This window comes from Cryobacterium sp. Hh38, from assembly GCF_004403235.1.
Classification (GTDB): domain Bacteria; phylum Actinomycetota; class Actinomycetes; order Actinomycetales; family Microbacteriaceae; genus Cryobacterium; species Cryobacterium levicorallinum.
This window is the reverse complement of sequence record NZ_SOHD01000017.1, coordinates 1-22,291: the sequence shown is the minus strand read 5'-3', so window position 1 is coordinate 22,291 and position 22,291 is coordinate 1. Positions and strand designations below refer to the sequence as shown.

Sequence of the window (22,291 nt, the reverse complement as noted above, 5' to 3'; positions counted from 1 at the left end):
AGACATGCGCGTCGAGTAAAGCGTCGGCAATGACGGGTCTGGTTCAGAGCGTAGTGATGCAGCAGAAGTTTGACAATTCGACCAATCAGCACGTCACAAACTGCACTATCTGACTGGTGTTCAGCGGGCTTGGCCGAACAAGTTGTTCAGTTTTGTAATTTTCGGCGACCTATTTCGGCGGTTAGCCTGGGGGGACTAAACTTGAGCCAGCAAGGCTCAACTTTAGAGGAGACAGCTCATGCAAGCCGGTCAGCGACCACCGCAGCAAGACGCCAAGACGGCCCTCGAGCTCTACGGGGTGAACCTCACCGACATCGCCCGCAGCGGCAAGCTCGACCCGGTGATCGGGCGCGACGCCGAGATTCGCCGGATCAGCCAGGTGCTCACCCGGCGCACCAAGAACAACCCGGTCTTGATCGGCGAACCCGGCGTCGGCAAGACCGCCGTGGTCGAGGGACTGGCCCAGCGCATCGTGGCCGGTGACGTTGCCGACTCGCTCAAGGACAAACAGCTGGTCTCGCTCGACCTGGCCGCCCTCGTGGCTGGCGCCAAGTATCGCGGCGAGTTCGAGGAACGGCTCAAGGCCGTGCTCAAGGAGATCAATGACGCCGACGGAGCGATCATCACCTTCGTCGACGAACTGCACACGCTCATGGGCGCGGGCGGCGGCGAGGGCTCCGTCGCGGCCAGCAACATGCTCAAGCCCATGCTCGCCCGCGGCGAACTGCGCCTGATCGGCGCCACGACCCTCAACGAGTACCGCGAATTCATTGAAAAGGATGCCGCGCTCGAGCGCCGTTTTCAGCCGGTGCTCGTCGGCGAACCCTCGGTCGAAGACACCGTCGCTATTCTGCGCGGGCTCAAGGAACGCTACGAAGCCCACCACAAGGTGACAATCGCCGATTCTGCCCTCGTGGCCGCGGCATCCCTCTCGAATCGGTATATCACCGCCCGCCAGCTGCCCGACAAAGCCATCGACTTGATCGATGAGGCCGCGAGCCGGCTGCGCATGGAGATCGACTCCTCTCCGGTGGAGATCGACGAGCTGCGGCGCAGCGTCGACCGGCTCAAACTCGAAGAACTCGCCTTGAAGAAGGAGAAAGACGACGCGTCGAAAGCACGTTTGGTAAAACTGCGCAGCGACCTCACGGAGCGCCAAGCGAACCTGGGGGAACTACAGGCCCGCTGGGACGCCGAGCGGGCCTCGCTCAACCGGGTCGGCGAACTGCGCGAGCGGCTGGACACCGCGCGCATCGAATCGGACCGGGCTCAGCGGGAAGGCGACCTCGAAAAGGCCTCCCGGCTGCTCTATGGGGATATTCCGGTGATGGAACGCGCGCTCGCCGACGCCGAAAAAGAAGAATCAGTCGGACCCCGCATGGTCAACGACCAGGTCACGAGCGAGGACATCGCCGCTGTCGTCGCCGCCTGGACCGGCATTCCGGTCGGCCGGCTGCTGCAGGGCGAAACCGAAAAACTGTTGAACCTCGAAAATGAGCTCGGCCACCGCCTGATCGGGCAGAAGCGGGCAGTTCGCTCGGTCGCCGACGCCGTGCGGCGTTCACGCGCCGGGATCTCCGACCCCGACCGGCCGACCGGATCCTTCCTCTTTCTCGGCCCGACCGGCGTCGGCAAGACCGAGCTCGCCAAGGCGCTCGCCGAGTTTCTATTCGATGATGAAAAAGCAATGGTGCGCATCGACATGAGCGAGTACGGCGAGAAGTTCTCGGTGTCGCGCCTGGTCGGAGCGCCTCCGGGCTACGTCGGCTACGAGCAGGGTGGGCAGCTGACCGAGGCCGTGCGGCGTCGCCCGTATTCGGTGATTTTGTTCGACGAGGTCGAGAAGGCGCACCCCGAGGTATTCGACGTGCTGCTGCAGGTGCTCGACGACGGCCGCCTCACCGATGGCCAGGGCCGCACGGTGGACTTTCGCAATACCATCCTCGTGCTCACCTCGAACCTTGGTTCGCAGTTTCTAGTCGATCCGACCCTGTCGGTGGAGCAGAAGGAACAAGCCGTGCAGTCGCTCGTGCGGCAGGCCTTCAAGCCCGAGTTCGTCAACCGGCTCGACGACATCGTGGTGTTCTCCTCGCTCACCACCGAGGAGCTTGGCGAAATCGTCGAACTCGACGTCGACCGGCTGCAGAAGCGCCTGGCCGAACGTCGCCTCGAGCTCGCCGTGACACCGGATGCCCGCCGCTGGCTGGCCGAACGCGGCTATGACCCGATCTACGGTGCGCGTCCGTTGCGACGCCTCATGCAGCGCGAGATCGACGACCGCCTGGCGAGGGCGCTGCTCTCCGGGGAGATTCGCGACGGCGACACGGTGCTCGTGAGTCTGGAAGCCGACGGGGACTCGCTCACCGTCGAATCCGCCCCCGCGCTGGTGGACGTTCCCCTCGAGGAGGACCTGCTCTAGCCGATTCCCGCTCTCGCGTGTAAAAGGGAGATGTCCAGAGTCGCGGGTTACGCTTAATTCATGCTCGCAACTGTGATTTATGGCGAACGGGATGTTCGCCTCGAAGAAGTTCCCGAACCCGTACTCTCGACCGGTGGCGACGCCATTGTTCGCGTGACTGCGGCCTGCGTCTGCGGGTCAGACCTGTGGCCGTACCGGGGTATCGCCCCCACCAAGGAACCGCACCGGATCGGCCATGAATTCGTCGGCATCGTCGAAGCCATCGGTCCCGACGTCTCGACCATCAAGGTCGGTGACTTCGTCATTGCGCCTTTCTACGACTGCGACGGCACCTGCATCAACTGTCAGAACGGTGTGAGCACCTCCTGCCTCAACGGCGGCTGGTGGGGCGCGGACGACCAGCTCGGCGGATTCGCCGACGGAGCCCAGGGCGAGCGCGTGCGTGTTCCCCACGCCGACGGTTCGCTCGTTGCCACGCCGACAGTTCCGAGCGATGACCTCGTTCCGAGCCTGCTCACCCTCGCCGACGTCATGGGCACCGGACACCACGCGGCCGTCTCGGCCGGCGTGGAACCGGGCAGCACCGTGGTCGTCGTCGGTGACGGAGCTGTTGGACTCTGCGCCATTCTCGCGAGCAAGCGCCTCGGCGCGAGCCGCATCGTGGCCATGTCCCGCCACGCCGACCGCCAGGCCGTCGCCCGCGAATTCGGTGCGACCGACATCATCGAGGCGCGCGGCGATGAAGGCGTTGCCGCCGTGCAGGCCCTGTTCGATGGCGTCGGCGCTGACTACGTGCTCGAGTGCGTCGGAACCCAGGAATCCATGGACCAGGCCATCCGATCGGCTCGCCCCGGCGGAATGGTCGGCTACGTCGGCGTGCCCAACGGCGGCGCCGAACTGCCGATCCGCACCCTGTTTGGAACAAACGTGGGCGTGAACGGTGGTGTCGCATCCGTTCGCAGCTATGTCGAGGAGTTGCTGCCCGAGGTTCTCTCCGGCCAGATCAACCCGGGCCGGGTCTTCGACCTGCAGCTGCCGCTGGCCGAGGTGGCCGAGGCCTACGCCGCGATGGACGAGCGCCGCGCTATTAAGGTGCTGCTCCGCCCCTGACCCACCGTCTGGCCCGCTCTGGAGGGACAATTGTGAACCAACCGTTCCTCTGGGGAGGGCTACTGGCCTTCGCCATCGCCTCCGCGATTCTGCGGCTCGTGGTGGGTCACCCGCTGCTGCGAGAACGTTCGGTGCGCGTGGGATGGCTGGGGGCTGTGGTGGCGTTCGTCAGCGGGCTTGCCCTGGTTTTTCACTGCGCCGCGATGTTCTTCGGGCCCTGGGTCGACGCCGTGTCGTTTCTGCTGGCACCGGCCGACATGGTTCGGGACATGGGTGCGGGCAGCCAAGTCGCCTACTGGCTTCCCGCCGCGGCCCTGGTAGTGGCGTGGCGCAGAGTGTGGGGGCCGGCCCTGGGTGCACTCATTGTCACCCTTGCCGGCGTGGGGGTGACCATGTATTGGCCGTTCCCGCTCGACGTACACCTCGCGTGGCTCACGGCCCTGATCATTGTCGGTTCGTTGATTCCGACGCTGTTACTCCGTGGGCCACGCGCTGCGAGCTAGTCGTTGACGAGCAGCAGCTCGGTGAGCGGCTTGCAGCTGCGCGGGGCAACTTCGCGTTCGCGCAGCTCGGCGGTGAGATCGTCGGCATTGCCCAGCACTCCCAGCGCCGTGACGGTGACGACGGTCTGATCCTCGGTGAGGTTGAACGCTGCGGCGATGGCTGCACCATCGAATCCGCCCATCTGGTGGGTGTGCAGTCCGTCGTGCTGGGCCTGGATCGACAGGTGGGCAACGGCCTGACCGAGGTCGTAGCGTGCCCACGGGTTCTCGCGGGTCTCATCGATCGACAGCTTCGCCACGCTGGCGATCAGAACGGATGCCGTGTCGGCCCACGCCTTGTTGAAGCCCATGAGAGCATCGTTGATCTTCGTAAAGCTCGCCGAGCCGCGGCGGGCAACAATGAACCGAGCCGGCTGCATGTTGCTCTCCGACGGAGCCCGACCGGTCTACTTGCCCTGCAGCCGGCCCCGCACCTCGCGGCGCAGCACCTTTCCGAGGAGGCTGCGCGGCAGGTCGTCGACCTCGACGATGCGGCGCGGCACCTTGTATGCCGAGAGCCGGGTGCGGCAGTACTCGCGCACCGCGGCCACGTCGAGTTCGGCGCCGGTAGCCAATACGACCACGGCCACGACGTCTTCGCCGCCGTTCGCGCTCGGCAGACCCACCGCGGCAGCATCAACGATGTCGGGGTGCGAGAGCAGGGCTTCTTCGACCTCAGACGGCGACACGTTGAATCCGCCGGTAATGATGAGTTCCTTCATCCGGTCGACGACGGTGATGAAGCCGTCGGCGGAGACCCGCACGATATCGCCGGTGCGCAGCCAGCCGCCGGGCAGCAGCACCTGGGCGGTCTCGCTCGGGCGGTCCCAATAGCCCGAGAACACCTGCGGACCGCGCACGAGCAGCTCGCCCTCCTCCTCGAAGCCGCGCTCAACCGTCGGGTCCTCCGGGTCGACCACGCGAATGTCGGTGCTCGGAAACGGCACGCCAACCGTTCCGGGGCGGCGGCTCGGGCCGATCGGGTTGCCGGCCACGATCGGGGACGCCTCGGTCATGCCGTAGCCCTCGACCAACAGCCCGCCGGTCGCGCTCTCCCAGCGCTCCACGATCGACACCGGCAGGTTCATGGCACCAGAAATAGCAAAACGGATGCCGGCGAGACTCACGTTCTTCTTCGCAGCGGCCGTGACCAGGCGGTCGTAGATCGGCGGCACTGCCGGCAGGAAGGTGGGCGGTGCGTGCTTGGTGGCGTCGAGCACGAGCTTCTCGTCGAATTTGGGAAACAGCACGAGGCGGGCACCGATGCTCATCGCAAAGGTGAGGCACAGCGTGAGGCCGTAGGCGTGGAACATGGGCAGCACGCCGTACACGGTTTCCTCGCCGGGCCGCAGGCCCGCCACCCAGGCGGAGCCCTGGGCGGCGTTGGCGCGCAGGTTGTAGTGACTCAGAATGGCGCCCTTGGGGGTGCCGGTCGTGCCGCTCGTGTACTGCAAAACGGCGGTGTCCCCGAGCAGTGGGCGCTGATGCGAGGCATGCAACTTGCGGGTTCCGACGAGGGAGTCCCAGCTGATCGCGCCCTTTCCAGGCCCGGCGGTGAGGGAGGCGCGAGCGTCCCGGGCCTTCCTGATCGGCAGCTTGAGGGCCAGCCGTTTCGAGAACGGCATGGCGCGCGTGAGATCGATGGTGACGACATCCGTTATGCCCATATCTCTGGGAAAAGCACGGACGGCGTCGTAGACCTTGTCCCAGACGATCGCGACCTTGGCGCCGTGGTCTTCAAACTGGTGGCGCAGCTCGCGGTCGGTGTAGAGCGGATTGTGCTCAACCACGATGGCGCCGAGGCGCAGCACCGCGTAGAACGCCACGACGTGTTGAGGGCAGTTAGGCAGCACGAGGGCCACTCGGTCACCCGGGCTCACGCCGAGCTTGCGCAGGCCGTTGGCGGCTCGGGAGATCTGCTCACCGAGCTGCTCAAAGGTGGTCGTGGCGCCGAAGAAATCCAAGGCAATGTTCGACGCAAAGGTCTCGACCGAGGCCTCGATCATCTCGGTGAGGGTTTCGGTGGTCTCGTCGATGGTGCCGGGCACGCCGGGCGCGTAAGAGGCGAGCCAGGGCTGATCCTTGAAGGTCATGACAGTTCTCGGGTGATGGCGGCGATGAACTGGTCGATGTCGTCTTCGGTCGTGTCGAAGCCGCACATCCAGCGCACCTCGTTCTTGGACGCATCCCAGTCGTAGAAGCGAAAGGATTCGCGCAGCCGGTCGGCGACACCGTCGGGCAGGGTGGCGAAGATGGCGTTGGCCTGGGTGGCCTGGCTGAAGTTGAGGCCGGTGATGGTTCCCTGGGCGAGTTCGGTCTCGAGCGCGCGGCGCAGCCGAGCCGCCATGGCATTGGCGTGGCTGGCGTTGCGCAGCCACAGGTCGCCGTCGAGCAGCGCGATGAGCTGCGCCGAGACGAACCGCATCTTGCTGGAGAGCTGCATGTTCGACTTGCGCAGAAATTTCAGACCAGTGGATGCCGATGGGTTCAATACCACGATGCACTCACCGAGCATCATGCCGTTTTTGGTGCCGCCGAAGCTGAGCACGTCGACGCCGGCGTCGCGGGTGAACGCGCGCAGCGGCACACCCAGGCTGGCGGCGGCGTTGGAGATGCGGGCGCCGTCCATGTGCAGCGTCATGCCCTTGGAGTGGGCGTGATCGGCGATGGCGCGCACCTCGTCGACGGTGTACGCGGTGCCGAGCTCGGTGGTCTGGGTGATCGCGACGACGAGCGGCTGGGCGCGGTGCTCATCGCCCCAGCCCCAGGCTTCCTGGTCGATCAGCTCCGGGGTCAGCTTGCCGTCGGGGGTCACGACCGGCAGCAGCTTGAAGCCGCCGACATGTTCGGGGGCGCCGCCCTCGTCAGTGTGAATGTGCGCGGTGGCCGAGCAGATCACGGCGCCCCAGCGTGGCAGCATTGACTGCAGCCCGGTGACGTTGGCGCCGGTGCCATTGAAAACGGGGAACGCTTCAACGCCAGCGCCGAACTGTTCGACGAAGACCTCCTGTAGCCGGGCCGTGTAGACGTCTTCACCGTAGGCGACCTGGTGGGCGCCATTGGCCCGGGTCATCGCCTCCAGAATCTCCGGATGAATGCCGGAGTAATTGTCGGAGGCGAAACCGCGGGACGAAAGATCATGGAGTTGGGTCACCCCTCCATCCTCCCGCATCCGTCTGGCCGTCTGCACGAAGTGGATGCCGCTACTTGTGCAGAGCCTCGCGCAGGGAGACGCGGGAGCCCATACGCAGCAGCGCGTTCGAGTAGATGCGCGACCCGATCAGAATCACCACCATCGTCGACAGGGCGAGCACGACGAGCGAGAGCACCGGCTCCCACCATTCGGCCTGGCCCAGGAAGATGCGCACCGGCATCCCGACCGGCGCTGAGAACGGCACGTACGACATGATTGCCAGCACGAGTGGGTTGTCGTTGAAGAAAACCACCATGAAATACGGGATCATGACGAGGAACAACACCGGCGAGGTCGCTGATCCCACGTCTTCCTGCCGGGACACCATTGATGCCGTGGCCGCGTAGAGGGCGGCGAGCAGCACGAAGCCGAAGGCGAAGAACACGGCGAACCACACGATCGCCGGGCCGACGTCGGCCAGCAGCACCCGCTGCCCGGTCACCGCCAGACCGATCGAGACCAACAAGCCGATCGAGACGATCTGCGCGAACGCCATCAGGCTGTTGCCGAGCACCTTTCCGGCGAGCAGGGCCCGCACCGAAATCGTTGACAGGAGAATCTCCACGATGCGGGTCTGCTTCTCTTCGACGACGCTCTGCGCGATCGTGGCGCCAAAGGTTGTCGCGGACATGAGAAAGATGATTCCAAAGCCGATCGCCACGAGGTACGCAAGAAAACCGTCCTGCTCGGCCGGTTCGAGAATCGCAAGTTCGGGGTTCACGCTGAGCGCGCCGAGAACCTCGCCCGGCGCCGAATCGAGCGCGATCACGGTGATGCCAAGCAAGGAAGCGGGATTCGTCGACGGCACAACGGCCGCATCGACCGTGCCATCGCGCACGAGCGCCTCGGCGTCTTCGGCACTGGATGCTTCCACGATGTCGAAGGCTTGCGTCTGCTCGACGACGCTGATCGCGGTGCCGACCACGGCGACCTTGGTCAGGCTGGTGTTCTGGCTCATAATGCTGCCGACGATGACGGAGCCCATCGAGATGAACAGCAAAATGCCGGTCGCGATCAGAAACGATTTGCTGCGCAACCGCGCCGCGATCTCGCGGTTGGAAACCAGCCAGACACCCTGGGCGAAGGTGGGCGCGGTGTGCAGCGGGCGGGTGGCGTTGCTCATGCGATGACCTCCTTGAAGATGGTGGCGAGACTGGGTCTCTGCTGGCTGAAGGTGTGAACCGCGCCGAGCGTGATCGCGTGCTGCAGGACCGCCTGGCTGGCGGCATCCGTTTCTGCCTCGAATTCGGCGTAATCGCCGTCGAAGTCGACGACGGTGATGCCGGGCTGCGAACGGATCCAGCTGATGTTGCCCGCGGTACGAATCTCATACCGGGGGCGACCGTGTTGGTCGCGCAAGGCCTCGCCGGAGCCATTGGCGCGAATTTCACCCTCGGCGATGATGACGAGGTCGTTGCAGAGCCGTTCGACGATGTCAAGCTGGTGCGACGAGAACAGCACGGGCGCGCCCTGCGCCGCGTAACCCGCGAGAACGCTCATGACCACCTCGACGGCGAGTGGGTCAAGGCCGGAAAACGGCTCGTCGAGCACGAGAAACTCGGGGTCGTGCACGAGCGCGGCGGCGATCTGGGCGCGCTGCTGGTTGCCGAGCGACAGTGACTCGACGGTATCGCCGGCCCGTTCGCCGAGGCCGAGCTGCTCCAGCAGATTGGTCGTGTTGCGGCGCGCGGATGCCGGTGACAGCCCGTGCAGGCGGGCCAGGTAGACGAGTTGCTCGGCGACCTTCATTTTCGGGTAGAGGCCGCGCTCCTCGGGCATGTAGCCGAACCGGCGGCGATCACTCGCGGTAACCGGAACCCCGTCGATGAGCACGGTGCCCGAGTCGGGCGACAACACACCGAGAATGATGCGCATCGTCGTGGTCTTGCCGGCCCCGTTCGCGCCGACGAAGCCGGTCATGCGGCCGTCCCCGACGGTGAAACTCACGTCGCTGAGCACCTGCCGGGTTCCGTAGCTCTTGGTGACTCCCCGAATGTCGAGCATGCCCGCCCCTTCGTTGTGCGTGACTTCACGGTAGCGCGGGCGGCCGGCGCGACACATCCACCGGCCGACACATCCACCGGCCGACACATCCACCGGCCGGCGCGTGCGCCGGTTTCGGCAGCGCGGCTTGTGTTTCACAGCATTAGGTTTCGGTGTCGGCCTTGAGCAGGACCCGACTGTTATTGACGGATGCCGCCGCCTCCTCCCACAAACCCGTCACCCGGGTAGCCAGATCTGTTTCGAGCCCGTCGAGCGAGCGCACGACGAAGATCGCAGCCGCGGCGGTGTCGCCCGCTTTCGCAAACCCCGCTCCGACCGCGCGCACCCAGGTTTCGGCCGCGGACTTCGCGGCCGCATAATTTGCGCCGCCAGCGGTCGGTCGGTCTACCGACACGCTCGACACAATGGCGAGCCGCCCGGCCGACGCGGCCAGCAGGTCGGCGTTGAACGCCCGGGTGGTGTTGCGCAGCGTGGTGACCACGTGCGAGTGCAGAAATTCCCAATCCTCGTCGGTCTGACCGGCCAAACCGCCGCCGCCGCGCCAGCCGCCCACGAGGTGAATGAGCCCGTCGATCGGGCCGATCGCGCCGGCTAGGGCAGTCACGGCGGCAAAGTCAGTGAGGTCGCACTCGTAGAGCGCGGCCTCGGGCGCGACCGCGAGCACGGACTGGAGGCGGGCGAGATTGGAGCCGACGGCGACGACGCGCGCGCCGGCATCCGCTAGTGACGAGGCGACGGCCAGGCCGGCCGTGCTGGTCGCCCCGGCGATGAGCACGGTTCGGCCAGCGACGGCCAGACTGGCACCCATCAGTCGACCGCGCTGGCGGTGATACCGGCCGTCGAGTCGATGACCGTGCGCATCTTCTTTTCCAGCGCTTCGAAGAACATCGACAGCGGAAATTCGTCGTCGAGAACCTGGTCGGTGTAGCCCTTCGGGGCGCCGGCGAGCACCTCGAGCGGCAGGCCGCGGGCCCAGGTCGACGCCGGATTCGGAGTGAGGGTCTTCGAGATCATCTCGTAGGCCGCGAGCCAGTGCGCCTTCTTCGGTCGGTCGATCGACGCCCAGTACAGCTCGTCGACCTGCGCTCCGAGTGCGATGACCACCTCGGGAACGGCGTCCCAATCGAAGGTGAGGCGGGTGTCGGTCCAGTGCAGAACACCGTGCTGGTGCATCCAGGCGAACAATAGCTGGCCGCCGAGGCCGTCATAGTTGCGCACCCGGTTGCCGGTGATGGCGAACCGAAAGATGCGGTCGAAGATGACCGCGTACTGCACCAGTTTCGCGTGCCGACGCGCCTCCGGGCTGGCCAGCTCGCTGCGCTCGATCGTGACCGACTCGCGAAAGGCGGTCAGGTCGCAGCGCAGTTCTTCGAGTGAATACAAGAAGAACGGCATGCGCTGCTTGATCATGAACGGGTCGAACGGCAGGTCGCCGCGCATGTGCGTGCGGTCGTGGATGAGATCCCACATCACGAAGGTCTCTTCGGTGAGGTGCTGGTCGTCGAGCAGCGCGGTAGCCTCGGACGGCAGCTCGAGCCGCGTGATCTCGGCGGCCGCGCGCACGACCCGGCGAAAACGGGCGGCTTCACGGTCGGCGAAAATCGCCCCCCAGGTAAACGTCGGAATCTCGCGCATCGCGACCGTCTCGGGAAAGAGTACGGCCGAGTTGGTGTCGTAGCCAGGCGTGAAATCGAGAAAACGAATTGGCACGAACAGTTTGTTCGTATAGCCGGCCTCAAGTTCGCCGATGAATTCCGGCCAGATGACCTCGATCAGCACGGCCTCGACGAGCCGGTTGGCGCTGCCGTTCTGCGTGTACATCGGGAATACCACGAGGTGGCGCAGCCCGTTGATGCGGTGCTGCTGCGGCTGAAAAGCCATCAGGGAATCGTAGAAGTCGGGCACGCCGAATCCGTCGGAGGCCCAACGGTCAAAGTCCACGATCAGGGCTTCAAGATAGGCGGCATCGTGTGTGAAGCGCGGCGCGAGGTCGGTGACCGCGGCGGTGATGCGCGAAACGGAGACGTCAGCATCCGCATGCCGCGAGGCGTCGGCAATCGAGCCGTCCTGCGACTGCAGGCCCTGCAGCGAGGTCGCCGCGGCCTTGAGGTCGAGCCAGGACGGATGCTGCGCGAGATTGACGCCGTCCTCGAGAACCTCGGGCTCTCCGACCAGAGCGTTAGCTACGTGTGTTTTTTCAACAGATATCGACATGGGAACCTCCCGTTCTCGTGAGTGCCGCGGTCGCGACGGGCGTGCGCACCGAAAAGGCTGCTATTTCAGAATATCGGTCACGGAGCGGCGTTTTCTTGCTATTTTTCGCAACAAATCGTCGCTCGTGCTGGGTTTGGACGCCGAGAATCGACGTTCCGCTCGCGTGCGCGCACTTCATACCGACGTGACCGTGCACCGGAGTGGAGCGTGCATACTCAGGCTCTGATACGCCTGCCGGGGACGATTCGGGAATCGCGGCCCTTTGTGATGCCGAGGAGGTGTCCGATATCGCGAACCGAATAACCTGCGTCGGCCAGTTCGACGGCGCGTTCGGACGTGTCGGTGACCACCGCCCGAGTTTCGGCCTCCCTCGCGTGTGACTTCTACTGTGTAGCTCACCGGAGTCACCCCTTCCCCAGAACCCCTTCGAGGTCCCGTCCTATCGCGCGGAGCAAGCCAGAGGGGAGTCGTGAGTTCCGCGCGCGACACGTAATGCGAAATCTGGGGGCCCTCAGTTTCCCAAGCGTTGACGACGTGCGCGGGCACCGAAATCGTCCAGCGCGTTCAGTAGTTCTGTCGCCTGCCAATGGCGATTGCGTCGGCCTGCTGTCGGCTGAGACAGGATGCCGGCATCGACGAGCGCGCTTGTACCGTTGCGTCCCATCCGGCGGTGATCGACGTGATTTCCTTCTCCAGCCTGCGACCGTTTGTGACGGCAGCGAACGCGGCTTCCGCCATCGTCTCGATAATCGGACGCACATCCCCATTGCGATAAGCATTAAGTGCATTGAAGTAGCCCTTGGTGTCGCCGAGGAGACCGGCGGAGACTGGGACGGTCACGTTTTTGGTGACGCCGCCTGCGCGCAGCATCCCCTGCACTAGGGCGCGCCCGGTGCGACCGTTGCCGTCGGGGAAGGGATGGATGGTTTCGAACTGAGCATGCGCTATCGCGACCTGCGCGATCACAGGGAGATCGCTGCGACGTACGAACTTCATTACGTCATCCATGAATTCGGGGGCTCGGTCCTGGTGCGGGGGAATGAACGAGGCGTTGTGCGGAGAAATTGAACCACCGCCGATCCACACTTGCTCGTTCCGCCAGCGTCCGACAATCAGGGGATTCGACTTCTCCAACAGAGCACGGTGCATGGTGAGAACGGCGTCGAGGTTTAAGCCGTCGGCCAAAGCGATGGCAGCATCGCAGCAAGATAATCGCTCTGGCCGCCGCTCGCGGGGCTACGAACCTCCGCGTCTTCGGGAGTGCTGCCCGCGGCATCGATACCTCGGAGTCCGATATCGACCTGAAGGCCGACATTGCGCCAAGAACGGGACTGCTCGCGCTGGCTCGATTGGAACGCGAGCTGGGCGACCAGCTCGGAACCAAAGTTGACGTCGTGGCCAGTGGCCTTCGCGAACACCTCTCTGAACGAGTAGTGAAAGAGGCCGTGCCGCTGTGAGCCGGTCCGATGTCGAGCTCGTGCGGGACGCACTCGATCATATTGACGTACTCAACCGACCACCCTCGAGCGGCGCGCCGCCTACCGCGCCGCGCGGGGCGTGCTCATGGGTGGGACCGACGCTGGCGACGGGTATTACGTCGTGGGCGGGGCATCCGGTCTGAGCGATTTTCTACTCCCCGCCGCGGATTGAAGTAGGTTGACCGCCGCCAACGCAAGCCATGCAGGTATCGGCATATGGTGACGACGTGGGCATATATCGCCGCGATATGCTGCATTATGGACTCCCTCGACTTTCGCCCGGATCGCAGCCAGTTCGTGTACACCTTCGGCGGCGCGGCGCCCAGCCACCGGGTGCGGCCAGGGACCCTGCTCAACCTCTGGTCGGAGGACGCGTTCAACCACGCACTGACGCGCGTCAGCGACGTCGCCAGCCACGTGCTCGACTTTCGCTACCTCAACCCGCAGACCGGCCCCTTCTACGTGGAAGGGGCCGAACCGGGCGACACTCTGGCCATTCACATCATTGATCTCACCCCGGCGCGCAGCTGGGGAGCCTCGGCTGCCATCCCCTTCTTTGGCGGCATGACGAGCACCGATCGCACCGCCATGCTGCAACAGGCGCTGCCTGAAGCTACTTGGATCTACGAGGTTGATACGCTGGCTGGCACCGTCGGCTTCCAATCCCGCTTTAGCGATTTTGAGGTAGCACTGCCACTCGCACCCATGCTCGGCACGGTGGGAGTAGCCCCATCAGGGGGCGAGGTGCGCTCCTCCCTCGTGCCCGAGCGTTTTGGCGGCAACATGGATACCCCCGAGATCAAGCCCGGCACCACCGTCTTTCTAGGTGTAAACGTTGAGGGCGCTCTATTCTCTATCGGCGACGGTCACTACCGGCAGGGCGAGGGTGAGAGCTGCGGCACCGCCGTCGAGGGTGCAATGAACTCCGTCATTCTGGTCGACCTGATCAAGGGCCGCGCTCCGCTATGGCCGCGCCTGGAAACCGACGACTACTGGATGATCGTCGGCTCGTCCCGACCCATGGAAGATTCCTGGCGGATCGCTCAGCTCGAGATGATCCGCTGGCTCAGCGAGCTCTTCGATCTGCACGAAATGGATGCCTACCAACTGCTTAGCCAGACCGCCGAGGCACCCATTGCCAACGTGGTCGACCCCAATTACAGCGTCGTCGTGAAGGTGCGCAAATCGCTATTCCCCACCGTTCACGCTTTCGACGGGATGCACCGCGACCTGCGCGAGCGGGCCGCCATCCGCTGACCTGTTCCGAGACTTTCTCACTCGCTCCGAACCCGCATCACCGAAAGGACCCACCTTGGATCTGCGCATCGCCCAAAAAACCGCACTCGTCACCGGCGGCACGAAGGGCATCGGGCGCGCGATCGTCGATGCCTTCGTTGCCGAGGGCGCCAACGTCGCCTTCTGTGCCCGCAGTGCAGCGGAAGTCGCCGCTACCGAATCCGAATTCGCCAATGGCCCAGCCACTGTCGTCGGCACGGTGCTCGACGTACGCGACAGCGAGGCTCTGGGGCGATGGGTTGCCGACTCCGCCAAGCGCTTCGGCGGCATCGACATGGTGGTGAGTAACGTGAGCGCCCTGGCCATTCCAGATACGGCGGCCAACTGGACGGACTCAATCGAGGTCGATCTAATGGGAACGGTCAACCTCGTGAAGGCATCGATCCCATTTCTGGAGCAGAGCACCGCGCCGTCGATAGTGGCGTTGTCGAGCGTATCCGGCCGCGAGGTGGACTTCGCGAGCGGCCCGTATGGCACGGTGAAGACGGCCATCATCGGTTACATTGCCGGTGTCGCCTACCAGCTTGCAGCGAAAGGAATCCGTGCAAATACGGTTTCACCGGGCAATACGTACCATGCGGGTGGAGTCTGGGAGAGCCTCGAGACCAGTGATACCGACTTCTTCACCGAGGCGGTAGGGCTCAACCCGACCGGTCGCATGGGCACGCCGCAGGAGATTGCAGCGAGCGTCGTGTTTCTATCCAGCCCGGTGTCGAGCCGAACAACGGGCGCGAACCTGCTGATCGATGGCGCGCTCACCCGCGGAATCCAATTTTGACGTCCTGAGTTCGTTACCGAACTACTCGCCGATCAGGCGCAGGCCGTTGTACCAGCAGACCGCGCGTAGCCAGTCGTCGTCGAGTCGCGGCTCTCGGGCGCGCAGGCGTTCGAGCACCTCCAACTGGTGCGCATACGGGTACGGAATGTTGGGAAAATCGCTGCCGAGCACCACACGGTCGGGCAGGTCCGCCAGCCGGGACAGCAGGGCGGGGTCGAAGGGCGCGAGCTGCTCGAAAAAGTCGGTGAACACCATCGTCGTATCGAGGTGCACCCAGGGATACCGCTCGGCCAGGTCGAGAAACTCGCCGTATTCCGGGGCGCCCATGTGTGCAACGACGACCGTCAACAGCGGATGCCGCACCAGCACTCCTGCAAGCGTGTGCGGCCCGGTGATGCCCGGTCGAGGAACCGGCCCGCTGCCGACATGGATCACGACCGGAATCGCTGCGTCGGCCAGTAGCCCCCAGACCGGGTCGAGGATCGGTTCGCGCAGGTCAAAAGCCCCGATCTGCACATGAATTTTGAATACTCGAGCGCCGCGGTCGAGGGCGGACTGAACCTGATCGAGCACGCCATCCTCCGGGTAAAACGTGGCACTCGGAACGCAGTCGGCATGCTCGTCCGCGAGGTCCAGTGAGAAATCGGTCAGGGACGCCGCCATTCCGGGGCGATGCGCATAGGACAGCGCGGTGAAGCGCCGCACGCCGAGTCGGCGAATCGTCGCGAGTCGCGACTCCTGGTCGTCGCGATAGTGAATCGGCCACGGGTGACCGATGAGCGGCTCGATCTCGTCGAAGTGAGCCCAGACGCGCCGCAGCATCCGCTCGGGAAGAAAATGGGTGTGCAGGTCGACCAGCCCGGGCAGGCCGAGCCCCCGCCACCAGGTTGGTACCGCGTTGTCACTGAGACTCATTGCATCCAGTGTGTCAGATTGCCTGACCGGAGTAACTACGTGACCAGCAACACGGCCGCGGCCGTCAGCGCGACGATCACGAGAATCGTGCGCAGCACTGGAGCGGGCAGGCGCCGCCCGATTCTGGCACCGAGCCAGCCGCCGAGGGCTGAGCCCACGCCGATCAGGAGGACAATCATCCAGTCGACCGTGCCGCTGGAGATAAAGATCACCGACGACACGACGTTGGCGACACCGGCCAAAACGTTCTTGGCCCCGTTGGCGCGGTGCATGTCGGTCGACCAGAGAATCCCGAGGAGGGCGAGAAGTACAACGCCCTGGGCTGCACCGAAATAGCCGCCGTACACGCCCGTCGCCAGCACGCCGAGGCTGAGACCAATCGTCACCGGGCGGGTGTCGGCATGGGTTGCTGCAGATTTGCGCCGCACGAATCGCGCGATGCGCGGCTGAATTGCGGAGAGCACACCTGCAAGGATCAGCAGGTACGGAACGACCATGGAAAATGCGGATGCCGGCAGAACCAGCAGCAGGACGCCGCCGACGATCCCGCCGATGGCGGAGAAGATGGCCATGAGCCCCACGGCGCGCCACTGCCCCTGGAGTTCTCGACGGTAGCCGTAGGCGCCGGTGACGGAGGCTGGTACCAGACCAACGGTGTTCGACACATTGGCGGTGATCGGGGGGATGCCGAGGGCGAGCAGGGTCGGAAAGGTGATCAGCGTTCCCGCGCCGGCCACCACGTTGATGATTCCGGCCACGATCCCCGCCACGAAGATAATCGTGCCATTGAGTAGCCCTATCTCAATTTCCATGGTTATTGTCCTATTCATAGACGATCTGTCTCTATACCGTATACAGTATCCAGACAACGGACGAACTATTTCACTCCTTTCACCTGCCGAGTCCAACCGAAGCAATAAGTGGATGCCCGTTCCACGCCCGTTGCCCGGTTGCGATTGATCACTGCCGAACCGAGGTGCCGCGTCTGCTCGGCGGAACAAGCCCCGAACACCAGAGCGCCTGCCACCTCGTCACCGCAGAAAATGGCGCACCGCGCATCAGCCAAGGAGACACGAATTTTGTTTACCACCCGTCCTGAACTCGTCGGAAACGTCGGTATGGTGGCCTCCACCCACTGGATCGCCTCGGCCACCGGAATGAGCATCCTCGAGCGCGGCGGCAATGCCGCCGATGCCGCGGTAGCCACCGGCTTCGTGCTGCAAATTGTTGAGCCTCACCTCAACGGACCCGGTGGCGAGGTTCCGATTTTGGTCTGGTCGGAAATCGACCAGCAGGTATCCACCATTTGCGGTCAGGGCGTGTCGCCGGCTGCGGCAACGATCGAGGCCGTGACCGGGTTGGGCCTGGACGTGATGCCAGGGACGGGCCTGCTGCCCGCGGTCGTGCCGGGTGCCTTTGGGGCGTGGACGCTCCTCTTGGAACTGCACGGCACCATGACGCTGCGCCAGGTGCTGGAACCGGCCATCCACTATGCCGAGGAGGGGCATCCGCTGCTCAAACGGGTATCCGTTGCCATCGAAACGATGCAGGAACTGTTCACGACCGAGTGGCCCACCTCAGCTGCGACCTGGCTGCCGGGCGGACAGGTGCCCGCGACCGGAAGCTGTTTCCGAAATCCTGTGCTGGCCGCGACCCTGCGCCGGATAGTCGCGGAGTCCGAAGCTGCCGGCGGGTCGCGAGAAGCGCAAATCCGCGCGGCCAGGGACTGCTGGTACCGAGGTTTTGTCGCCGAAGCCATCGGTGAATTCTGCGCAGACAACGAGGTGATGGATACCTCGGGGGAGCGTCATCGGGGGCTGTTGACAGCCGAGGACCTGGCCCGGTGGGAGCCCACGGTGGAACAGCCGCTCACCTACGAGTATCACAACTACACCGTCTGCAAGACGGGCCCCTGGGGGCAGGGACCCGTCTTTCTGCAGCAACTGGCGCTGCTCGAAGGCTTTGATCTGACCGCGATGGGACCCGGCTCAGCTGACTGGGTGCACACCATCCTGGAGAGTTGCAAACTCGCCTTTGCCGATCGCGAGGCCTGGTACGGCGACCCGAATTTCACCGACGTGCCCATGGCGGCTCTGCTCAGCCCGGAATACAACGCGCAGCGTCGCCTGCTGATCACCGACACGGCCTCCGTGGAACTCCGCCCCGGCAACCCCGGCGGCGCCCAGGCACGACTGCCGCATTACCCGGCATCTCCAGCCGGATATGAGAATTTGATCGGATCCGGCGAGCCGACGATCTCCAATTCGGGGGAGACCCGGGGGGATACCTGCCACGTCGACGTGGTCGATGCCAACGGGATGATGATCTCGGCCACGCCCAGTGGCGGCTGGATGCAATCGTCCCCAACGATCCCCGCCTTGGGCTTCTGCCTCAGCACCCGCGCTCAAATGTTCTGGCTCCAGGAGGGTCTGCCGAACTCCCTGCGCCCGAGCGCTCGCCCACGAACCACGCTGACGCCGTCCTTCGCCCTGCGCGACGGCAGGCCCTGGCTCGCGTTCGGAACCCCGGGCGGCGACGCGCAGGATCAATGGTCGTTGAACTTCTTCCTGAACCTCGTGCACGGCGATATGAATCTGCAGGAGGGTATCGATGCCCCCGGTTTTCACTCCACGCACATGCCCAACTCTTTCTTCCCGCGGGATGCGCATCCAGCCGAGGTCTATCTGGAGAGTCGGTTTGATTCGGCCGTGCTTGACGAGCTGCGGGATCGCGGTCACGTCGTCGTGGTCGGTGAGCCGTGGTCCGAAGGGCGAGTGAGCGCCGTGGCGCGCGATGGCGGCTGGCTCAAGGCTGCGGCCAACCCTCGGGGCAACCAGGGCTACGCCGTCGGGCGCTAGTCGCACGGGGCACTGAACGAGGCGCCCCGAGAACTGCGGCATAATCAACAAATGTTGTGCGCGCCGGACGGCGGCAGATGGCGGTCCGCCACGCAGGAATGGTCGAAGAGGAATAGCTGAAGTGTGGGACGTCTTGGAGTCGAAAGGGGATGAGTTGCGCACTCTCGGCCTACTGAAAGCTGCGCAAACCCTGGGCGAACGGGTTTACGAGGTGTTGGAAGAATCCATTGTCGACGGTGTCATCGCACCGGGTTCCCACCTGCGCGAAGACGAAGTCGCCAAGCAGCTGGGGGTGAGCCGAAACCCGGTGCGTGAGGCCATTCAACGGCTCGTGCACGACGGCTTCGTCGAACATCGGCCGGGCAAGAAGGGTGCCTTCGTGCACGCTCCCAGTGACAAGGAAGTGCAGGAGGTTTTCCACGCCCGCTCACTGTTGGAAAGCGACTGCGCACGGTTGGCCGCCGAAAATATTTCAGACGTCGATTTAGCTCGGCTCCAGGAACTGCTGGGGCATGGTGATGCGGCGATCGCGGACCAGGACGTTAAGCACCTGCTGGAGCTCAACGACCGGTTTCATAATATTGTCGTGGAGGCCGCCGACAACTCGGTGATTGCCCGAATGCTGGGGGTGCTGCAACGACGAATTCGCTGGTATTTCTACCAGGTCGTCGTGACCCGGGCCGCCGGCTCGTGGGATCAGCACCGCCAGATTTACGAGGCGCTGCGCGACCACGACGGCGACCGGGCAGCGGTGTGCATGATGGCTCACGTCATGCAGACCGCCGCGACGATCCGTGATCACCAAGACACGGTAGACGGCGCCGGCCTTCCCCATTAGTCGGCGCAACCTTGTCAAGAGCGCGCAGCAGGCCGATTTTTCCCAGCCAGGATGCCCGCGACGGCATGGCCGAAAGCGGCATGGAATTGGTATGGCCCAGGGCTACGATCGGCTCGATGCGTCCACCCGAGATGATATCGGCGGTCGTGGCCACTTTGGCCAGGTAACCGGGGTTGCGGTAGCTCATGCAGGTGCACATCTGGCCGAGGTGCACTCGTGTCGTGGTGGCAGCGAACGCGGAGATCAGCGACCACGCATCGTGCATGGCCTGCCTGCTTGGCACCGGCACGGTATGAAAGTGGTCTTAGACCCAAATGGATTCCCCGGCACCGGCATCGGCGTGGGTGGCCAGGCCGCTCATGGTTGCCCACTGCTCGGCGGGTTCGATTCCGACCAGATCGTGTCGCCAGCCCTGGGGTACCAACAGTCCGAATCGCATGGTTTCATGCCTAGACTGCCGCCTGGTCGGGGCGTCAAACGTTACTCTGGAGCCAGGACGACAACAATAAACGGACGGCGGTGACAGTGCACGCTCTCGACTTCGCCGGCATCATGAGCGAGATCCTCACCCTCGTCGGCCTCATCATCGGAGCGCTGCTCTACATTGTCGGCTTGTCCGTGCGCGGCATCAGTGGCCGCTGGACCCGCACGACCGCGGTGATCGCCGCGTCGGGGCCGGCCACGGTCATCCGCTGGTTTGATGGCGACGGCGATGTCCACGAATGCCCGGCCGACACCCACGAGACGCACCACCTGGTGCCCGGCGACGATGTGCGCGTGTGGTTTCGCAACCGCCATCCCGAGCGTTGCCGCACACACGACCCCGAACTCGACGGCAAGGGCCTGCGCCTGATCGGCCTGGTCTTGCTCGGCATCGGCGTGCTCGCCGGCGTGACCGGCATCGTGCTGATGTTCGTCTAACCGACCGTCTTTTCGGCAGCGGATGCTGCGCGCGGCCGCGCCCATCCGCTTGCCGCCGCGGTCACCGCGATGGTAACGAGTGCGCCGAGCAGCAGCGCCGCCGCCTCCCCGGGGGCGAGCACGTGCAGCTGGGTACCGATCGTCGCGGCCGCGATCGGTATACCGAGCTGGGCCGCCGACAGCAGCCCGAATGACAGGGGCAGGCCCAGCACCCGGGTGGTCGCGTGGGTCAGCAAGGTCGCCAGGCCCAGTGTCAGGCCGAGGGCGATCATCTGCGGGTGGTCGGTCAGGTCGCGCAGCGCGAGCGAAGCGCCGAGCCAGACGAAGAACAGCGGGCCGAAGAATCCGTCGGCGAGGGCGAAGAGCTGTCGGGCGAGGCGGCGCGGTTCGCCGACCGCTGCGACGGCGAGCCCGAACGCGAAACCGGCGAGCATGACCGAGACATAGCTGAACACGGCCACCGCCGAGAGGGCAAACAGAATGGCCAGTTGGATGCGCAGCTCGAGGGCGAACTTGCGGTTCGCCGAGAGCTTGTGCAGCCGTGCGCGGGAGCCGTTTCGTTCCAAACGGGACAACAAGACGTACAAGGCCACGGCCAACGCCGCGATCAGGGCGGCGCCGAGCGCCGCGCGGCCCGCATTCGGCGGGTCGATGGCCAGGGGCAGCGCCACGATGGCCGCGATGTCCGCGATCGCAACCTGTGCCGTGAGTTCGAGCATCGAGCGCCCGCGCAGCCCCAGGGAGTGGATGAGCGGCAGCACGAGCGCGGCCGACGAGGAAGCCAGCAGCACTATATAGAGAGGTGCATGATTCGTTCCGAACATTATCGCGATGGCCACGCCGAGGGCGCTCGCCGAGACCGTGACGAGAATCGCCCGCACCAGGCCCGCCGAGAGCGCCGCGCGAATCGCGCCGGTACGGACCGGCACGTGCGTGCCGGCCACGAACATGATCAACGCGAATCCGACATCCGCTAACAGGGTCAGCGTGGGGTCGGCGGCCTCGATGAGGCCGAAGCCGGTTCGACCGACGATGACGCCGGCGGCGAGCTGGCCAATGACGACCGGGATATTCCAGCGGCGCGGCATTGCCAGGAGTGGCCCGAGCAACGCGACCACGGAGATGATCGCGAGGGTTTGAAAGTCCATCCGCGCCTCCTCCTATTGCTAGATCGAGCGTAGTACTGCTGCAGACGGCATGATGGGGGTATGAGTCGAACCGTCGCCGGAGCCCACGTGCTGATAACCGGAGCAGCCAGCGGCATGGGCCGCCTGTATGCCGAACGCTGCGTTGCCGAGGGGGCCAAAGCCGTCATCCTCTGGGACCGCGACGGTGCTGCGCTCGCCCAAACTGCTGCCATCCTGACGGAACGCTCCAACGGGCTCACCCGGATCGCGCCGTACGTCGTGGATATCGCCGATCTCGGCGCCATCGCGCAGACCGCACAGCGCGTGCGCACCGAGATCGGCAACCCCGACGTCGTCATCAACAACGCCGGAATCGTGCGTGGCAAATATTTCTGGGAGCACGACAACGGCGCAGACACCCGCCCTACCATGCAGATCAACGCGCTCGCCCCGATGTACATCACCCGAGAGTTTCTCCCGGCCATGATTGGGCAAAGTCAAGTGGTCAGGGCAACGCGGGGGTTTTTGCTTCGAGAAGTAGCTGGTTGAGGCGGTAGGCGGGGGTTTCGAGGTTGAGGGTGGGGCGTGGGCGGCGGTT

The 22,291-nt window shown here is 64.8% G+C and carries 21 protein-coding genes and 1 pseudogene; 10 read left to right on the top strand and 12 right to left on the bottom strand.

Going from position 1 to position 22,291, the window contains the following annotated elements; translation table 11 throughout:
- Positions 1 to 238: 238 nt before the first annotated feature.
- The 3 genes from E3T41_RS06060 to E3T41_RS06050 are packed head-to-tail and all read left to right on the top strand — an operon-like array spanning position 239 to position 4,032.
- Positions 239 to 2,419 carry an ATP-dependent Clp protease ATP-binding subunit gene (locus E3T41_RS06060; RefSeq protein ID WP_134477755.1) on the top strand — a complete coding sequence of 727 codons (2,181 nt, stop codon included), beginning with the start codon at positions 239 to 241 and terminating at the stop codon, positions 2,417 to 2,419.
- A 60-nt stretch (positions 2,420 to 2,479) separates the two neighbouring features.
- Entirely contained in the window at positions 2,480 to 3,529 is a 1,050-nt protein-coding gene (locus tag E3T41_RS06055; RefSeq protein WP_092447945.1) for a zinc-dependent alcohol dehydrogenase family protein, read from the top strand.
- Between the two features lie 32 nt (positions 3,530 to 3,561).
- Positions 3,562 to 4,032, top strand: a complete 471-nt coding sequence (locus E3T41_RS06050; RefSeq protein WP_092447944.1) for a hypothetical protein — start codon at positions 3,562 to 3,564, stop codon at positions 4,030 to 4,032.
- On the opposite strand, the gene E3T41_RS06045 is transcribed toward E3T41_RS06050, so the two are convergent.
- The 8 genes from E3T41_RS06045 to E3T41_RS06010 all read right to left on the bottom strand — a co-directional run bounded on the left by E3T41_RS06045 (position 4,029) and on the right by E3T41_RS06010 (position 12,667).
- Positions 4,029 to 4,451 (bottom strand): nitroreductase family protein, encoded by a 423-nt coding sequence (locus tag E3T41_RS06045; RefSeq protein ID WP_134477753.1) that lies wholly within the window; start codon positions 4,449 to 4,451, stop codon positions 4,029 to 4,031. The genes E3T41_RS06050 and E3T41_RS06045 overlap by 4 nt on opposite strands.
- 27 nt (positions 4,452 to 4,478) lie before the next feature.
- A complete protein-coding gene (locus tag E3T41_RS06040) occupies positions 4,479 to 6,164 on the bottom strand; it encodes a long-chain-fatty-acid--CoA ligase (RefSeq protein WP_134477751.1) in 1,686 nt (561 codons plus the stop codon).
- Positions 6,161 to 7,243, bottom strand: a complete 1,083-nt coding sequence (locus E3T41_RS06035) for a low specificity L-threonine aldolase (RefSeq protein WP_134477749.1) — start codon at positions 7,241 to 7,243, stop codon at positions 6,161 to 6,163. Before E3T41_RS06035 ends, E3T41_RS06040 begins: the two co-directional genes overlap by 4 nt.
- Positions 7,244 to 7,274: 31 nt before the next feature.
- Positions 7,275 to 8,387, bottom strand: a complete 1,113-nt coding sequence (locus E3T41_RS06030; RefSeq protein WP_092447940.1) for an ABC transporter permease — start codon at positions 8,385 to 8,387, stop codon at positions 7,275 to 7,277.
- A complete protein-coding gene (locus E3T41_RS06025) occupies positions 8,384 to 9,268 on the bottom strand; it encodes an ABC transporter ATP-binding protein (protein WP_104132999.1) in 885 nt (294 codons plus the stop codon). Before E3T41_RS06025 ends, E3T41_RS06030 begins: the two co-directional genes overlap by 4 nt.
- A gap of 142 nt (positions 9,269 to 9,410) precedes the next feature.
- A complete protein-coding gene (locus E3T41_RS06020; RefSeq protein WP_170851516.1) occupies positions 9,411 to 10,076 on the bottom strand; it encodes an SDR family NAD(P)-dependent oxidoreductase in 666 nt (221 codons plus the stop codon).
- Positions 10,076 to 11,482, bottom strand: coding sequence for a DUF6421 family protein (locus E3T41_RS06015; protein ID WP_092447938.1), 1,407 nt, complete (start codon positions 11,480 to 11,482; stop codon positions 10,076 to 10,078). The genes E3T41_RS06020 and E3T41_RS06015 overlap by 1 nt, the downstream gene beginning before the upstream one ends.
- A gap of 564 nt (positions 11,483 to 12,046) precedes the next feature.
- A complete protein-coding gene (locus tag E3T41_RS06010) occupies positions 12,047 to 12,667 on the bottom strand; it encodes a Fic family protein (protein WP_198416392.1) in 621 nt (206 codons plus the stop codon).
- A 23-nt stretch (positions 12,668 to 12,690) separates the two neighbouring features.
- On the opposite strand from E3T41_RS06010, the gene E3T41_RS18935 reads away from it, so the two are divergent.
- The 3 genes from E3T41_RS18935 (at position 12,691) to E3T41_RS05995 (ending at position 15,034) form a co-directional block, all read left to right on the top strand.
- Positions 12,691 to 12,939, top strand: coding sequence for a nucleotidyltransferase family protein (locus E3T41_RS18935; protein WP_134477867.1), 249 nt, complete (start codon positions 12,691 to 12,693; stop codon positions 12,937 to 12,939).
- A 279-nt stretch (positions 12,940 to 13,218) separates the two neighbouring features.
- The gene (locus E3T41_RS06000; protein ID WP_104133001.1) at positions 13,219 to 14,217 is read left to right on the top strand and encodes an acetamidase/formamidase family protein; all 999 of its coding nucleotides are present in this window, start codon (positions 13,219 to 13,221) and stop codon (positions 14,215 to 14,217) included.
- A gap of 55 nt (positions 14,218 to 14,272) precedes the next feature.
- Positions 14,273 to 15,034, top strand: coding sequence for an SDR family NAD(P)-dependent oxidoreductase (locus E3T41_RS05995; RefSeq protein WP_092447935.1), 762 nt, complete (start codon positions 14,273 to 14,275; stop codon positions 15,032 to 15,034).
- A gap of 21 nt (positions 15,035 to 15,055) precedes the next feature.
- Here the strand turns inward: E3T41_RS05995 and E3T41_RS05990 are convergent, their stop codons facing one another.
- Positions 15,056 to 15,949 carry an amidohydrolase family protein gene (locus E3T41_RS05990; RefSeq protein ID WP_092447934.1) on the bottom strand — a complete coding sequence of 298 codons (894 nt, stop codon included), beginning with the start codon at positions 15,947 to 15,949 and terminating at the stop codon, positions 15,056 to 15,058.
- A gap of 35 nt (positions 15,950 to 15,984) precedes the next feature.
- Positions 15,985 to 16,761: a sulfite exporter TauE/SafE family protein gene (locus tag E3T41_RS05985; protein WP_092447933.1), complete on the bottom strand. Its 777-nt coding sequence runs from the start codon at positions 16,759 to 16,761 to the stop codon at positions 15,985 to 15,987.
- 267 nt (positions 16,762 to 17,028) lie between these two features.
- Between E3T41_RS05985 and E3T41_RS05980 the strand changes: the two genes are divergently transcribed.
- Together E3T41_RS05980 and E3T41_RS05975 are read left to right on the top strand one after the other, a co-directional pair.
- Positions 17,029 to 18,807 carry a gamma-glutamyltransferase family protein gene (locus E3T41_RS05980; protein WP_370257170.1) on the top strand — a complete coding sequence of 593 codons (1,779 nt, stop codon included), beginning with the start codon at positions 17,029 to 17,031 and terminating at the stop codon, positions 18,805 to 18,807.
- 154 nt (positions 18,808 to 18,961) lie between these two features.
- Entirely contained in the window at positions 18,962 to 19,645 is a 684-nt protein-coding gene (locus tag E3T41_RS05975) for a GntR family transcriptional regulator (protein ID WP_134477745.1), read from the top strand.
- A gap of 94 nt (positions 19,646 to 19,739) precedes the next feature.
- Here the strand turns inward: E3T41_RS05975 and E3T41_RS18735 are convergent.
- Positions 19,740 to 20,084, bottom strand: a pseudogene (locus E3T41_RS18735) (LLM class flavin-dependent oxidoreductase); the annotation flags it as partial.
- Positions 20,085 to 20,164: 80 nt separating this feature from the next.
- Here E3T41_RS18735 and E3T41_RS05965 point away from each other — a divergent pair.
- A complete protein-coding gene (locus tag E3T41_RS05965) occupies positions 20,165 to 20,566 on the top strand; it encodes a DUF3592 domain-containing protein (RefSeq protein ID WP_233195416.1) in 402 nt (133 codons plus the stop codon).
- On the opposite strand, the gene E3T41_RS05960 is transcribed toward E3T41_RS05965, so the two are convergent.
- On the bottom strand, positions 20,563 to 21,714 hold the full coding sequence (locus E3T41_RS05960; protein WP_104133004.1) for a cation:proton antiporter: 1,152 nt from the start codon (positions 21,712 to 21,714) through the stop codon (positions 20,563 to 20,565). The two genes, E3T41_RS05965 and E3T41_RS05960, sit on opposite strands and share 4 nt — an antisense overlap.
- Positions 21,715 to 21,774: 60 nt before the next feature.
- On the opposite strand from E3T41_RS05960, the gene E3T41_RS05955 reads away from it, so the two are divergent.
- On the top strand, positions 21,775 to 22,242 hold the full coding sequence (locus E3T41_RS05955) for an SDR family NAD(P)-dependent oxidoreductase (RefSeq protein WP_104133005.1): 468 nt from the start codon (positions 21,775 to 21,777) through the stop codon (positions 22,240 to 22,242).
- Positions 22,243 to 22,291: the final 49 nt, after the last annotated feature.